The 15,524-nt window shown below is 61.9% G+C and carries 12 protein-coding genes and 3 tRNA genes; all 15 read left to right on the top strand.

The features are described 5' to 3' along the window. The first annotated feature begins 125 nt into the window (after positions 1 to 125). The 15 genes from KF794_08945 to KF794_08875 all read left to right on the top strand — a co-directional run bounded on the left by KF794_08945 (position 126) and on the right by KF794_08875 (position 15,498). Positions 126 to 210, top strand: a tRNA-Tyr gene (locus KF794_08945). Positions 211 to 300: 90 nt separating this feature from the next. Then, positions 301 to 374, top strand: a tRNA-Gly gene (locus KF794_08940). 49 nt (positions 375 to 423) lie between these two features. Continuing rightward, complete coding sequence (gene tuf, locus KF794_08935; GenBank protein ID QYK43931.1) at positions 424 to 1,614, top strand: elongation factor Tu; 1,191 nt, start codon at positions 424 to 426, stop codon at positions 1,612 to 1,614. A gap of 359 nt (positions 1,615 to 1,973) precedes the next feature. Further along, positions 1,974 to 2,050, top strand: a tRNA-Trp gene (locus KF794_08930). 102 nt (positions 2,051 to 2,152) lie between these two features. After that, positions 2,153 to 2,347, top strand: coding sequence for a preprotein translocase subunit SecE (secE, locus tag KF794_08925; GenBank protein QYK43930.1), 195 nt, complete (start codon positions 2,153 to 2,155; stop codon positions 2,345 to 2,347). A gap of 11 nt (positions 2,348 to 2,358) precedes the next feature. Further along, the gene (gene nusG, locus KF794_08920) at positions 2,359 to 2,889 is read left to right on the top strand and encodes a transcription termination/antitermination protein NusG (GenBank protein QYK43929.1); all 531 of its coding nucleotides are present in this window, start codon (positions 2,359 to 2,361) and stop codon (positions 2,887 to 2,889) included. A 100-nt stretch (positions 2,890 to 2,989) separates the two neighbouring features. Then, positions 2,990 to 3,418 carry a 50S ribosomal protein L11 gene (gene rplK, locus KF794_08915; protein ID QYK43928.1) on the top strand — a complete coding sequence of 143 codons (429 nt, stop codon included), beginning with the start codon at positions 2,990 to 2,992 and terminating at the stop codon, positions 3,416 to 3,418. A gap of 5 nt (positions 3,419 to 3,423) precedes the next feature. Further along, positions 3,424 to 4,116 (top strand): 50S ribosomal protein L1, encoded by a 693-nt coding sequence (gene rplA / locus KF794_08910; GenBank protein ID QYK43927.1) that lies wholly within the window; start codon positions 3,424 to 3,426, stop codon positions 4,114 to 4,116. 212 nt (positions 4,117 to 4,328) lie between these two features. Next, on the top strand, positions 4,329 to 4,967 hold the full coding sequence (gene rplJ, locus KF794_08905; GenBank protein QYK43926.1) for a 50S ribosomal protein L10: 639 nt from the start codon (positions 4,329 to 4,331) through the stop codon (positions 4,965 to 4,967). Positions 4,968 to 5,018: 51 nt separating this feature from the next. After that, on the top strand, positions 5,019 to 5,396 hold the full coding sequence (gene rplL / locus KF794_08900) for a 50S ribosomal protein L7/L12 (GenBank protein ID QYK43925.1): 378 nt from the start codon (positions 5,019 to 5,021) through the stop codon (positions 5,394 to 5,396). Positions 5,397 to 5,557: 161 nt separating this feature from the next. Beyond that, positions 5,558 to 9,676, top strand: coding sequence for a DNA-directed RNA polymerase subunit beta (gene rpoB, locus KF794_08895; protein QYK43924.1), 4,119 nt, complete (start codon positions 5,558 to 5,560; stop codon positions 9,674 to 9,676). A 117-nt stretch (positions 9,677 to 9,793) separates the two neighbouring features. Then, entirely contained in the window at positions 9,794 to 13,993 is a 4,200-nt protein-coding gene (gene rpoC / locus KF794_08890) for a DNA-directed RNA polymerase subunit beta' (GenBank protein QYK43923.1), read from the top strand. A gap of 142 nt (positions 13,994 to 14,135) precedes the next feature. Then, a complete protein-coding gene (locus tag KF794_08885; protein QYK43922.1) occupies positions 14,136 to 14,663 on the top strand; it encodes a hypothetical protein in 528 nt (175 codons plus the stop codon). Positions 14,664 to 14,678: 15 nt separating this feature from the next. Further along, entirely contained in the window at positions 14,679 to 15,065 is a 387-nt protein-coding gene (locus tag KF794_08880) for a hypothetical protein (protein QYK43921.1), read from the top strand. Between the two features lie 4 nt (positions 15,066 to 15,069). Continuing rightward, positions 15,070 to 15,498, top strand: coding sequence for a hypothetical protein (locus KF794_08875; protein ID QYK43920.1), 429 nt, complete (start codon positions 15,070 to 15,072; stop codon positions 15,496 to 15,498). Positions 15,499 to 15,524: the final 26 nt, after the last annotated feature.

Below are 15,524 nucleotides of genomic sequence, written 5' to 3'. Positions count from 1 at the left end.
GTATCAAAGCGATTTCGCAGGGTTGACACCCTTCTGGTCGGCAACCATAAGTCCCGCCGCTGGGCCTCGCGGGTGGCGGGGCCTGGTTCGTTTCTGCTCTATTTCGAGCGAAACCCGGTACTTCCGGGGGAGTGTCCCGAGCGGCAAAGGGGGCGGACTGTAAATCCGCTGGCTATGCCTTCGCAGGTTCGAGTCCTGCCTCCCCCACCACCGCCTTTCACGTCTTTTGTGACGGTTAGGCAAAAGCAGCCAATCATTCTTGGCGAGCCATGGCGTTCCCGTTAAAAGACCCGCCAATTCGCGGGTGTAGCTCAATGGTAGAGCAGCAGCCTTCCAAGCTGACGACGAGGGTTCGATTCCCTTCACCCGCTCCAATCCGTCCCAACAACAGATCGGCGACCGCAGGAAAAACAGAGAAGATCAATGGCCAAGGAAAAATTCGAACGCACGAAACCGCATTGCAACATTGGCACGATTGGTCACGTTGACCATGGCAAGACGTCTTTGACGGCTGCGATCACGAAGGTGCTTGCCGAGACGGGCGGTGCGCAGTTCACGGCCTATGACCAGATCGACAAGGCGCCGGAAGAGAAGGCGCGCGGTATTACGATTTCGACGGCGCACGTCGAATACGAGACCAAGAACCGCCACTATGCGCACGTCGATTGCCCCGGCCACGCGGACTACGTGAAGAACATGATCACGGGTGCTGCGCAGATGGACGGCGCGATCCTCGTCGTATCGGCCGCCGACGGTCCGATGCCGCAGACCCGCGAGCACATCCTGCTGGCGCGTCAGGTCGGCGTTCCGGCGATCGTGGTGTTCATGAACAAGGTCGACATGGTGGACGATCCGGAACTGCTCGACCTCGTCGAGCTGGAAGTCCGCGAGTTGCTGTCGAAGTACAACTTCCCCGGCGACAAGATCCCGATCATCCGCGGCTCGGCGCTGATGGCGCTGGAAGACAAGAACAAGGAACAGGGCCACGACGCGATCCTGAAGCTGATGGAAGCGGTGGACGCCTCGATCCCGCAGCCGGACCGTCCGGTGGACGGCGCGTTCCTGATGCCGGTGGAAGACGTGTTCTCGATCTCGGGCCGCGGCACGGTCGCGACCGGCCGCGTCGAGCGCGGCATCATCAAGGTTGGCGAGGAAGTCGAGATCGTCGGCATCCGCGACACGCAGAAGACGACCGTCACGGGCGTCGAGATGTTCCGCAAGCTGCTGGATCAGGGTCAGGCTGGCGACAACGTCGGCATTCTGCTCCGTGGCACCAAGCGCGAGGAAATCGAGCGCGGTCAGGTGCTGTGCAAGCCGGGTTCGGTGAAGCCGCACACGAAGTTCACGGCTGAGGCCTACATCCTGACCAAGGAAGAGGGCGGCCGTCACACGCCTTTCTTCACGAACTACCGTCCGCAGTTCTACTTCCGCACGACGGACGTGACGGGCATCGTCACGCTGCCTTCGGGCACCGAGATGGTGATGCCGGGCGATAACGTCTCGATGGAAGTGCAGCTGATCGTGCCGATCGCGATGGAAGAAAAGCTCCGCTTCGCCATCCGCGAAGGCGGCCGTACCGTCGGTGCCGGGGTTGTTGCGAAGATTATTGAATAATCGAACGGCAAGTCCGGTAGCGACAACCAGCTACTGCCATCCATAAAGAAGAAGGGGCGCCTTTGCGGGCGCCCCTTTAGTTTGAGAGGTCAATCGATGATGGTTGACCCTAGCCGGAGGGCGGGGCCGGGGCTGTGCCGGCCGTCACAGAATCACGCTTTTCGAGGTCCGGCACGGTTAGGGAGCAGGCCCGGGACAGGGCCGGTGGAAACAGGGGCGTAGAGGGCAAAAAAGCCCTTACAAAAGGCCGAATCCGCCCTATATTGGCGCCATCACGCCCTTGCAATCAGTGTCTTAATACTGCATTAGTCCCCCCGCGGCGGGCCTTATGGCCTTTTTGCCGCCTTTCCCGCTTGCGGAGGAGTGTAGCTCAATTGGCTAGAGCACCGGTCTCCAAAACCGGGGGTTGGGGGTTCGAGTCCCTCCACTCCTGCCAGCCAGTGGGCAACGGGCAGGAATAAAGAGCAAGGCGTAACGAGAAAAACAGCGCGCAGTCTCGCGCGCGAACAGGGCGACGGCGGAAGGCGGACGGCGGAAAATGGCGATCAAACCCTTCGAGTTTCTCCAGCAGGTACGGGCCGAGACCGCGAAGGTCACCTGGCCGACCCGCCGCGAGACGATCCTGACGACCATCATGGTGTTCGTGATGGCGACGGTCGCTTCGATCTTCTTCCTGCTTGCGGACCAGATCATCCGCTTCGGGATGAGCTTCCTGCTGAACATCCTGCGCTGACGGAGAAGCAATTGGCCAAGCGCTGGTACATCGTCCACGCCTACTCGAACTTCGAGAAGAAGGTCGCGGAATCCCTGCGCGAGCAGGCGCAGAACCGCGGCCTCGCCGATGCGTTCGAAGATATTCTGGTGCCGTCCGAGAAGGTCACCGAGGTGCGCCGCGGGCGCAAGCTCGAGATCGATCGCAAGCTCTATCCCGGCTACGTGCTGGTGAAGTGCGAACTGACCGACGAGGTGTACCACCTCATCAAGAATACGCCGAAGGTCACGGGTTTCCTCGGCGCAGACAAGAAGCCGATGCCGATTCCGGATTCGGAAGCGCAACACATCCTGCAGCAGGTGCAGGAAGGCATCGAGCGTCCGAAGCCGTCGATCACCTTCGAGATCGGCGAACAGGTGCGCGTGGCCGATGGCCCGTTCGCTTCGTTCAACGGCACGGTGGAAGAAGTAGACGACGACCGTTCGCGCCTGAAAGTCGCTGTTTCGATTTTCGGCCGCGCGACGCCGGTCGAGCTGGAATTCGGGCAGGTCGAGAAGACCTGACCGGCATTGTGGGAGGCAGGGCTTGCGCATCGCCGCGCTTGTCTCGGAGCCGCACCACGACACTAGACGAGGGGTATGCCCTTCGTAACTGGAGAAGACGATGGCGAAGAAAGTAACGGGTTATTTGAAATTGCAGGTGCCCGCCGGCGCGGCCAATCCCGCGCCGCCGATCGGTCCTGCGTTGGGCCAGCGCGGCCTGAACATCATGGAGTTCTGCAAGGCCTTCAACGCGAAGACCGGGCAGATGGAGAAGGGGATGCCGATCCCCGTCACCATCACGATCTATCAGGATCGCTCCTTCACGTTCGAGATGAAGACGCCGCCGGTCTCCTTCTTCCTGAAGAAGGCCGCGAAGGTGCAATCCGGCTCCAAGACGCCGGGCCTTTCCACCGCCGGTTCGGTGACGCGCGCGCAGATCAAGGAGATCGCCGAGAAGAAGATGGCCGATCTCAACTGCACGACGGTCGAATCCGCAATGAGCATGATCGAAGGCTCCGCCCGTTCGATGGGCCTGACGGTGACGGGGTAAGCGCCATGGCAAACAAACGATTCAAGAAAGCCGCCGAAGGCATCGAGCCGATGAAGCTCTACGCGCTCGACGAAGCCGTGAAGATGGTCAAGGAACGCGCGAAAGCGAAGTTCGACGAAACCATCGAGATCGCGCTCAACCTCGGCGTCGATGCAAAGCAGACCGACCAGATGGTCCGTGGCGTCGTCACGCTGCCGAACGGTACCGGCCGCACCGCGCGCGTCGCGGTGTTCGCCAAGGGTCCGAAGGCGGAAGAAGCCAAGAAGGCGGGCGCCGACGTGGTCGGCGCGGAAGACCTGTTCGAACAGGTGAACGCGGGCAACATCAATTTTGATCGCTGCATCGCGACCCCGGACATGATGGGTCTGGTCGGCCGTCTCGGTAAGGTACTCGGCCCGCGCGGCATGATGCCGAACCCGAAGGTCGGCACCGTGACGATGGACGTCGCCAACGCGGTCAAGGGTGCGAAGGGCGGCTCAGTCGAATTCCGTATCGAGAAGGCGGGCATCATCCAGGCCGGCGTCGGCAAGGCGTCGTTCTCGGCCGAGCAGCTTTCGCAGAACATTCGCACTTTCGTCGACGCGGTTTCCAAGGCGAAGCCGTCGGCGTCGAAGGGCACCTTTATCAAGAAGATCGCCATCTCATCGACGATGGGACCCGGCGTTCGCGTTGATACGCAGACCGCGCTCAACGCCTAATCGAGTTTCCGCGCAGCGTTCGCGCTGCGCGGTGACACCGGGAGAGCTTCGGTTCTTCCGGTGGTCCTGTCCGAGACTGCCGGTGCCCACGCTTCGCGTGCGCTTAATCCGTAAGGGCCAGCAATAGACGGGGAAGACCGGGATTTTCGCTCACATATATATGTGCGCGCCTTGAACGGTTCGAACCAAAGACCGCGCGTCTGGGCAACCGGATGAACGGGGACAGGGCAGAGAGCGCCGTTCCGCGCTTTTCGCCCGAAAGCGAGAAGACGGGCCGGCATTGTCGAAGCCGGCGGCGCGGGAATAGTCCCGCACCGTCAACCGGAGAAGTGAAAGTGGACCGAGCGGAAAAGCGCGAGTTCGTCACGGACTTCCATAAGGTGCTGAAAGGCTCCGAGGTCGTCGTGGTGGCTCATTATTCCGGCCTCACGGTTGCTCAGATGACGGCCTTGCGCCGGAAGATGAAGGAATCGGGAGCCGGCGTGAAGGTCGCGAAGAACCGTCTCGCCAAGATCGCTCTCAAAGACACCGACGTTGCCCACATCGAGTCCCTGCTGAAGGGTCCGACGATCATCGCCTATTCGGGTGATCCCGTGGCTGCGCCGAAGGTCGCCGTCGAATTCGCCAAGGCGAACGAAAAGTTCGTGATCCTTGGCGGCGCGATGGGTGCGACCGCTCTGAACCCCGATGGCGTCAAGGCTCTTGCCTCGCTGCCGTCGCTCGACGAACTGCGCGCGAAGCTGATCGGCCTCATCCAGGCCCCGGCTACCAAGATCGCGCAGCTCGCCAATGCTCCGGCTGCGAAGCTGGCGCGGGTTTTCGGTGCCTATGGAGCGAAGGATGCCGCGTGAGGCGGTCCGGTAGCAACATTCTGGTTCGAACCTACATAAGGAACTGAAGAAATGGCCGATCTGGCAAAAATCGTTGACGATCTTTCCTCGCTCACCGTCCTCGAGGCGGCCGAGCTGGCAAAGCTGCTCGAAGAAAAGTGGGGCGTCTCGGCGGCGGCCGCGGTTGCGGTTGCAGCCCCGGGCGCTGGCGGCGGTGCCGCTGCTGCTGCGGAAGAGAAGACCGAATTCACGGTCGTGCTCGCCGCTGCTGGCGACAAGAAGATCGAAGTGATCAAGGAAGTCCGCGGTCTCACCGGCCTCGGACTGAAGGAAGCGAAAGACCTCGTCGAAGGTGCGCCGAAGACCGTCAAGGAAGGCGCTTCCAAGGACGAAGCCGCGAAGATCAAGGCGACTCTCGAGAAAGTCGGCGCCAAGGTCGAACTCAAGTAATCGCTTGCGTAAGCCGGGCGGCGTGAAGCGCGCCGCCCGGTACTACCGCTTCTTTTCAAGCGGACGAGATTCTTTTCCGTTCGATGCGGGCGGAAATTCGAGATTCGGAAATCGTGCGGCGCGCTTCGCGTGACGCGCGGAACCCAAAGCGAGGAAGCCAAATGGCGCAAACTTTCACTGGCCGGAAGCGGGTTCGCAAATTCTTCGGGAAGATCGCGGAAGTGGCTGAGATGCCGAACCTCATCGAGGTTCAGAAGGCGTCCTACGACCAGTTCCTGCAGATCGACGAACCGGAGGGCGGCCGCCCGGACGACGGATTGCAGGCAGTGTTCAAGTCGGTGTTCCCGATTTCGGACTTCGCCGGCACGTCGATGCTTGAATTCGTGAAGTACGAATTCGAGCAGCCGAAGTACGACGTGGACGAGTGCCGCCAGCGCGGCATGACGTTCGCTGCGCCGCTGAAAGTGACGCTGCGCCTGATCGTGTTCGATGTGGACCCGGAAACGCAGGCCAAGTCGGTCAAGGACATCAAGGAGCAGGACGTCTATATGGGCGATATCCCGCTCATGACGTCCAACGGCACGTTCATCGTGAACGGCACCGAGCGCGTGATCGTCTCGCAGATGCACCGCTCGCCGGGCGTGTTCTTCGACCACGACAAGGGCAAGACCCATTCGTCGGGCAAGCTGCTGTTCGCTGCCCGCATCATTCCGTATCGCGGTTCGTGGCTCGACATCGAGTTCGACGCGAAGGATATCGTGCACGCGCGCACCGACCGCCGCCGCAAGATTCCGGTGACGTCGCTGCTCTATGCGCTCGGCCTCGATGCCGAGGAAATTCTCCGCACGTTCTACGAGATCGTCACCTACAAGCGCACCAAGGACGGTGCGTGGCGCGTGCCGTTCGACCCGCGCCGCATGAAGGGTTTCCAGGCGACCACGGATATCGCGGACGCGGATAGCGGCGAAGTCGTCGTCGAGGCGGGCAAGAAGCTCTCGGTTCGTCAGGCGCGCCAGCTTGCGGACAAGGGCCTCAAGGCGCTGAAGCTCTCGAACGAAAACGTATTCGGCCAGTTCATCGCGGAAGACCTCGTCAACCCGGAAACCGGCGAAATCTTCGTCGAGGCCGGTACCGAAATCGACGAGAAGGTCATCGCGACGCTGGACGAGGCGGGCTACGACGAAATCCCCGTGCTCGACATCGACCACGTCACGGTCGGCGCCTACATCCGCAACACGCTGATGGTGGACAAGAACAACACGCGCGAGGAAGCGCTGTTCGACATCTACCGCGTGATGCGTCCGGGCGAGCCGCCCACGGTCGACACCGCGGAAGCGATGTTCAAGTCGCTGTTCTTCGATCCGGAGCGCTACGACCTCTCGGCCGTCGGCCGCGTGAAGATGAACATGCGCCTCGACCTGAAGGCGGACGACACCGTGCGGATTCTCCGCAAGGAAGACATCATCTCCGTCATCAAGACGCTGGTGGACCTGCGCGACGGCAAGGGCGACATCGACGACATCGACCATCTCGGCAACCGCCGCGTGCGTTCGGTCGGCGAGCTGATGGAAAATCAGTATCGCCTCGGCCTGCTGCGCATGGAGCGCGCCATCAAGGAGCGCATGTCGTCGGTCGATATCGACACTGTCATGCCGCAGGACCTGATCAACGCGAAGCCGGCGGCTGCCGCCGTGCGCGAGTTCTTCGGTTCCTCGCAGCTCTCGCAGTTCATGGACCAGACCAATCCGCTCTCCGAGATCACGCACAAGCGTCGTCTCTCGGCGCTCGGACCGGGCGGACTGACGCGCGAACGCGCGGGCTTCGAGGTGCGCGACGTGCACCCGACGCACTATGGCCGCATCTGCCCGATCGAAACGCCGGAAGGTCCGAACATCGGCCTGATCAACTCGCTCGCCACGTTTGCGCGCATCAACAAGTACGGCTTCATCGAGACGCCGTATCGCCGCGTCGAAAACGGCCGCGTGACGGAAGACGTCGCCTATCTCTCCGCGATGGAGGAGGGCAAGTATTACGTCGCGCAGGCGAACGCCGAGATCGACGGAAACGGCAAGTTCACCGAAGAACAGATCATCTGCCGCCATCAGGGCGACGTGCTGCCGGTTCCGGTCGAGCGCGTCGATTACATGGACGTGTCGCCGAAGCAGCTCGTTTCGGTCGCCGCGGCGCTGATCCCGTTCCTCGAGAACGACGACGCCAACCGCGCGCTGATGGGTTCGAACATGCAGCGTCAGGCCGTGCCGCTGATCCGCGCGGAAGCGCCGTTCGTCGGCACCGGCATGGAAGGCGTGGTTGCGCGTGACTCGGGTGCTGCGATCGCGGCCCGCCGTACCGGCGTGGTCGACCAGATCGACGCGACCCGTATCGTCATCCGCGCGACGGAAGACAACGATCCGTCGAAGTCGGGCGTCGACATCTATCGCCTGATGAAGTTCCAGCGCTCGAACCAGAACACCTGCATCAACCAGCGTCCGCTGGTGCGCGTGGGTGACGCGGTGAAGAAGGGCGACATCATCGCCGACGGTCCCTCGACCGAACTCGGCGAGCTCGCGCTCGGCAAGAACGTGCTCGTCGCGTTCATGCCGTGGAACGGCTACAACTTCGAAGACTCGATTCTGCTCTCCGAGCGGATCGTGAAGGACGACGTGTTCACCTCCATCCACATCGAAGAATTCGAAGTGATGGCGCGCGACACCAAGCTCGGACCGGAAGAGATCACGCGCGACATTCCGAACGTTTCGGAAGAAGCGCTGAAGAATCTCGACGAAGCCGGCATCGTCTATATCGGCGCGGAGGTTCGCGCCGGCGACATCCTGGTCGGCAAGATCACGCCGAAGGGCGAAAGCCCGATGACGCCGGAAGAGAAACTGCTGCGCGCGATCTTCGGCGAAAAGGCCGCCGACGTCCGCGACACCTCGCTGAAAGTGCCGCCGGGAGTGCAGGGCACGGTCGTCGAAGTGCGCGTGTTCAACCGTCACGGCGTCGACAAGGACGAGCGTGCGCTCGCGATCGAGCGCGAGGAAATCGAACGCCTCGCGAAAGACCGCGACGACGAACAGGCGATCCTCGACCGCAACGTGTTCGGCCGTCTGGCCGAGATGCTCGACGGCAAGAGCGCCGTCGCGGGTCCGAAGAACTTCAAGAAGGACACCGCGATCACGCGCGACGTGCTGAACGAGTATCCGCGCCAGCAGTGGTGGCAGTTCGCGGTCAGCAACGAAAAGCTGATGGGCGAGATCGAAGCCGTCCGCAAGCAGTACGACGAGTCGAAGAAGCGCCTCGAACAGCGCTTCCTCGATAAGGTCGAGAAGCTGCAACGCGGCGACGAACTCCCGCCGGGCGTGATGAAGATGGTCAAGGTCTTCGTCGCGGTGAAGCGCAAGACGCAGCCGGGCGACAAGATGGCCGGCCGTCACGGCAACAAGGGCGTGGTCTCCAAGATCGTGCCGCAGGAAGACATGCCGTTCCTCGCGGATGGTCAGCCGGTGGACATCGTGCTGAACCCGCTCGGCGTGCCTTCGCGCATGAACGTCGGCCAGATTCTCGAAACCCATCTCGGCTGGGCCTGCGCAGGCCTCGGCAAGATGGTTTCGCAGGCAGTCGACGAATACATGGCGCAGGGCGACGTGAAGCCGCTCAAGGAAACGCTGTCCAAGATCTACGGCAAGGACGACACCATCGCTTCGCTCAACGAGTCGCAACTCCGCGAGCTTGGCACCAATCTTCGCCGCGGCGTGCCGATGGCGACCCCGGTGTTCGACGGCGCCAAGGAAAAGGACATCGAAGACATGCTGACCACGGCCGGGCTGGAAAGCTCCGGTCAGGTGCAGCTCTACGACGGCCGCACCGGCGAGCCGTTCGCGCGCAAGGTGACGGTCGGCTACATCTATATGTTGAAGCTGCATCACCTCGTGGACGACAAGATCCACGCGCGCTCGATCGGCCCGTACTCGCTCGTCACCCAGCAGCCGCTGGGCGGCAAGGCGCAGTTCGGCGGCCAGCGTTTCGGCGAAATGGAAGTCTGGGCGCTCGAAGCCTACGGCGCAGCGTACACGCTGCAGGAAATGCTCACGGTGAAGTCGGACGACGTGGCCGGCCGCACCAAGGTCTATGAGGCGATCGTCCGCGGCGACGACGCTTTCGAGGCAGGCGTTCCCGAAAGCTTCAACGTGCTGGTCAAGGAAATGCGTTCGCTCGGCCTCAACGTCGATCTCGTATCGACCAAAGGCAAGCCGGGCACCACGCAAGAGGCTGCAGAGTAACAGGCAGGCGCGGGGAGTTTCTCCCCGCGTCCGTCTCGTTCGCGTTACGCGCGTTTTGAATTTGAACTGATCCTCCGGCAGCGGCACCGCCGCTCACCCGGATCAAAGGAGAAGGTAATGAACCAAGAGGTTATGAATCTCTTCGGCCCGCAGACGCCGGCTCAGGTCTTCGACCAGATCCGTATCTCGATCGCGTCTCCGGAAAAGATTCTGTCCTGGTCGTACGGCGAAATCAAAAAGCCGGAGACGATCAACTATCGTACCTTCAAGCCGGAGCGCGACGGCCTGTTCTGCGCGCGCATCTTCGGCCCGATCAAGGATTACGAGTGCTTGTGCGGCAAGTACAAGCGCATGAAGTACAAGGGCATCATCTGCGAAAAGTGCGGCGTCGAGGTCACGCTCCAGCGCGTGCGCCGCGAGCGCATGGGCCATATCGAACTGGCCGCGCCGGTCGCGCATATCTGGTTCCTGAAGTCGCTGCCTTCGCGCATCGGCCTGCTGCTCGACATGACGCTGAAGGATCTCGAGCGGATTCTCTACTTCGAATACTACGTCGTGCTTGAGCCGGGCCTGACCCCGCTGAAGGACCGTCAGCTGCTCTCCGAAGAGGAGATGCTGAAGGCGCAGGAAGAATACGGCGAGGATTCGTTCACCGCGAAAATCGGCGCGGAAGCGATCCGCGAACTGATGCGCGGCATGGACCTCGAGAAGATCGCGGCCGACCTGCGCGTCGAAATCGCGGAGTCCACTTCGGAACTGAAGCCGAAGAAGCTCGCGAAGCGCTTGAAGCTGATCGAGGCGTTCCAGCAGTCGGGCAACAAGCCGGACTGGATGATCATGACGGTGATCCCGGTCATTCCGCCGGATCTGCGTCCGCTGGTTCCGCTGGACGGCGGCCGCTTCGCCACGTCCGACCTGAACGACCTGTATCGCCGTGTCATCAACCGTAACAACCGCCTCAAGCGGCTGATCGAGCTGAAGGCGCCGGACATCATCATCCGCAACGAAAAGCGCATGTTGCAGGAGGCCGTCGACGCATTGTTCGACAACGGCCGCCGCGGCCGCGTCATCACCGGCGCCAACAAGCGCCCGCTGAAGTCGCTCGCCGACATGCTGAAGGGCAAGCAGGGCCGCTTCCGCCAGAACCTGCTCGGCAAGCGCGTCGACTACTCCGGCCGTTCGGTGATCGTCGTCGGTCCCGAACTGAAGCTGCACCAGTGCGGCCTGCCGAAGAAGATGGCGCTCGAACTGTTCAAGCCGTTCATCTATTCGCGGCTCGAAGCGAAGGGCCTGTCCACCACGGTCAAGCAGGCGAAGAAGCTCGTCGAAAAAGAGAAGCCCGAAGTCTGGGATATTCTCGACGAGGTCATTCGCGAGCATCCGGTTCTCCTGAACCGTGCGCCGACGCTGCACCGTCTCGGCATTCAGGCGTTCGAGCCGACACTGATCGAAGGCAAGGCGATCCAGCTTCACCCGCTGGTTTGCGCTGCCTTCAACGCCGACTTCGACGGCGACCAGATGGCCGTGCACGTTCCGCTGTCGCTCGAAGCGCAGCTGGAAGCGCGCGTCCTGATGATGTCGACCAACAACATCCTGCATCCCGCGAACGGCTCGCCGATCATCGTGCCGTCGCAGGACATCGTGCTCGGCCTCTATTACCTGTCGCTGATGCGCGACAAGGAGCCGGGCGAGGGCATGATGTTCGGCAACATCGGCGAGATCGAGCACGCGCTCTCCTCGGGCGCGGTGTCGCTGCATGCCAAGATCAAGGGCCGTTACATCGGCGTGGACGACAAGGGCAACAAGGTTTCCAAGATTTACGAAACCACACCCGGCCGCCTCATGCTCGGTGAAGTGTTGCCCAAGCACCCGCGCGTTCCGTTCGACGTCGTGAACAAGCTCATGACGAAGCGCGAAATCTCGGGAATGATCGACCAGGTCTACCGCCACTGCGGCCAGAAAGAGACGGTCATCTTCTGCGACCGCATCATGGCGCTCGGCTTCCACCACGCGTTCAAGGCCGGCATTTCGTTCGGCAAGGACGACATGGTCGTGCCGACCAAGAAGTGGGAAATCGTCGACCAGACGCGCGGATTCGTGAAGGAGTTCGAGCAGGAATACAACGACGGCCTCACCACCGAAGGCGAGAAGTACAACAAAGTCGTCGACGCCTGGGACAAGTGCACCAAGAAGATCGCCGAAGAGATGATGAAGGAAATCTCGTCGGTGAAGAAGGATTCGAACGGCCGCGAGAAGCCGATCAACTCGATCTACATGATGTCCCATTCGGGCGCGCGCGGCTCCCCGGAGCAGATGAAGCAACTAGCGGGCATGCGCGGTCCGATGGCGAAGCCGTCCGGCGAGATCATCGAAAGCCCGATCATCTCGAACTTCAAGGAAGGCCTGTCGGTTCTCGAATACTTCAACTCGACCCACGGCGCCCGTAAGGGTCTCGCGGACACCGCGTTGAAGACCGCGAACTCCGGCTACCTGACGCGCCGTCTCGTCGACGTCGCGCAGGATTGCATCGTCACGGAAGAAGACTGCGGCACGAAGGCGGGCATCAAGATGCGCTCCATCGTCGACGCGGGCACCATCGTGGCGTCGCTGGCGAGCCGCATCCTCGGCCGCACCACGCTGGAAGACATCAACGATCCGGCGACCGGCAAGCCCATCGTCAAGAAGGGCGTGCTGCTCGACGAAGCGCTGGTCGACCAGATCGCGAAGGCCAAGGTGCAGGAAGTCCGCATCCGTTCGCCGCTCACCTGCGAAACGGTCACGGGCATCTGCCGCAAGTGCTACGGGCGCGATCTTGCCCGCGGCACGCCGGTCAACCTCGGCGAAGCGGTCGGCGTCATCGCGGCGCAGTCCATCGGCGAGCCGGGCACCCAGCTCACCATGCGCACGTTCCACATCGGTGGTGCGGCGCAGATTGCCGACCAGTCGTTCATCGAGTCGAACTTCGAAGGCACGGTGAAGATCAAGAACCGCGAGATCGCGAAGAACTCGGATGGCGACACCATCGTCATGAACCGCTCGCTCGCGGTCATCGTGGTCGATCAGGACGGCACCGAGCGCGCGACGCATCGCGTTCCGTTCGGCGGCCGCCTCAAGGTGGACGAGGGCCAGAAGATCATCCGCGGTCAGCGCATCGCGGAGTGGGACCCGTATACCCGCCCGATCCTCACCGAAGTCGACGGCCACGTCGCCTTCGAGGATCTGGTCGAAGGCCAGTCGCTTTCGGAATCGGTGGACGAAGCCACCGGCATCGCGAAGCGCATGGTCATCGACTGGCGCGGTTCGGTTCGCAAGAACGAGGAATTGCGTCCGGCCATCGTGATCAAGGGTTCGGAAGGCGCGCTGGCGAAGCTCAAGCTTCGCCGCTCCGGCGCGGAAGCGCGCTACACGCTTCCCGTGGATGCGATCCTGTCCGTCGATCCGGGCGAGGCGGTGAAGGCCGGCGACGTGCTCGCGCGCGTGCCGACCGAAGGCGCCAAGACCCGCGACATCACGGGCGGTCTGCCGCGCGTGGCCGAGCTGTTCGAGGCGCGCAAGCCGAAGGATTCCGCGATCATCGCGGAAATCGCCGGCACGATCTCGTTCGGCAAGGATTACAAGAACAAGTATCGCCTCTCGATCATTCCGGCGGATTCCAAGCAGGAGCCGGTCGAGTATCTCATTCCGAAGAGCCGTCACGTCTACGTGCAGGACGGCGACACGGTGGAGAAGGGCGATTACATCGTGGACGGCAATCCCGCGCCGCACGACATCCTTGCGATCAAGGGCATCGAGGAGCTTGCCGCTTACCTCGTGAACGAGATCCAGGAGGTCTATCGGTTGCAGGGCGTCGGCATCAACGACAAGCACATCGAGGTGATCGTTCGCCAGATGCTGCAGAAGGTCGAAGTGACCGACATCGGCGAGACCGGCCTGCTCAAGGGCGAGCAGATGGACAAGATCGAGTTCGACCAGATCAACGCCAAGGCCAAGGAAGAAGGCAAGAAGATTGCGACTGCGCATCCGGTGCTGCTCGGCATCACCAAGGCGTCGTTGCAGACCCGCTCCTTCATCTCGGCGGCGTCGTTCCAGGAGACCACGCGCGTCCTCACCGAAGCCGCCGTCAACGGCAAGGTCGATACGCTCGAAGGCCTGAAAGAGAACGTCATCGTCGGCCGCCTCATTCCGGCGGGTACCGGCGCTGCAATGGCGCAACTCCGCTCGGTTGCGACCAAGCGCGACGATCTCATCGCCGCCGAACGCGAGAAGGAAAAGCCGGCCGTGGAATCCTCCACGCCTGCGCTGCCTGCCGCGGAGTAAGTATCGCTGCATGAAATGCAAAAGGCCGCCCTTCGGGGCGGCCTTTTTGTTTGTCTTTGTTCGTCTCGTTATTCTCGCGTGTGTAAACGCGTTGAGGCAATGTATTACCGTCCTTGCGGAGCAAAGAGGGTACGCGCGAGGGATGCGTAAATCTGCTATGTTCTTTCTGCCGGCATGGTCCTGCCTGTTGTTCTTATTCATTGGATGCCGGGGGAAGTTTTCGAAGGCAAAAATTTGCAGGGACGCCCAAGGGCCGCTCGAAAGGGCGGTCCTTTTTTCTTTCATGTTTCCGTGTCACGGCCTTCGCATGAAGAAGACTATTTGGTTCGCGGCATTGTTTGTTGTCTGCGTTTCGGTTTCGCCGTTGCTTGCGCACGAAATTCTGGCGAAGCGCGAAGTCGAAGGCTTGAGCGATCGCGACCGCTTGGCCGCAACCAATGCCGAAAGGGAAGTTCTCGACCGCGACGTGCCGGTCAAGAGTTACGAATGGCACGGGCCGGATGGGGCGAGCGGCTTCATCATCGTCGGCGGCGAATATCCCGATCACGTTGCACTCGGCAGGTGCCGCACCTTTATCCATATCATTCGCCACGGAAACGACGGCGGTTTGAACCCCACCTTTCGTGGTAAGGTATGCCGCGGCTGGGACGGCGAGTGGGCGGTAGAATAGCGAAGCGGACGGAAAATGAATCGCAGCTTGATGGTTCTCGCAGCGTTGCTGTTGCCGATGCAGGTTTCGGTTGCGCAGCAGGAAAAAGTGTCCGGCATTTTCGCTGACCGCGAGACGGCCTCGCTTTCCTATCCGGACAAGCTCGCCGCGCGGGAAGCAGAGCGCGCCGCGCTGGTCAGCGGAGAAATCGTCACCGGCTATGAATGGAAGGGACCGGATGGCGCGTCCGGTACGGTCATCGTTGGCGGGCTGGTCGCGGATACGTTGAGCGCCACGTTCTGTCGCCGCTTCATCCATGTCGTGCACCACAAGAACGATGGCGGGTTGAATCCGACCTTTGTCGGCACGCTTTGCCGCGGCGTAGACGGGCGGTGGACGTTGCGCGAACGGATCAGCGGGTAGGGCGGTGCGTCTCTTCCTTACGGCAGTTCTGTCGCTGCAAATTTCCGGCGCGATGTCCGTCGCGTTCGCGCAGTCGCCGTCCGTGCCCGGAATACTTGCGGAAAAGGAAACCGCGCTGATGCGCTACGAGGACAAGCTTGCCGCCTACGATGCCGAACAGGCGGTGCTGGCACAGGACGGTTTGATTACCGGCTACGACTGGCGCGGCCCGCATGGTTCGTCGGGCACCATCATCGCGGGACTGAAAGTGCCGGACAGCGAAGGCGCATGGTTCTGCCGCCGCTTCATTCATGTCGTGCATCACGCGAATGATGGCGGGCTGAATCCGACATTTCAGGCGACCGTCTGCCGCCATCCGGACGGGAAGTGGCGCGCGCGGCCGGTGCGCAGAATCGAGTTCAATGAAAATTCTGCCGGAAGCGGTCTGCGCTGACGTCTCTTTCGTTTCGGGTCACCGTG

It is taken from the genome of Xanthobacteraceae bacterium, from assembly GCA_019454205.1.
In the GTDB taxonomy this organism is placed as follows: Bacteria; Pseudomonadota; Alphaproteobacteria; order Rhizobiales; family Xanthobacteraceae.
The sequence above is the reverse complement of the archived record's forward strand: the minus strand, read 5'-3'. Positions and strand labels throughout refer to the sequence as shown.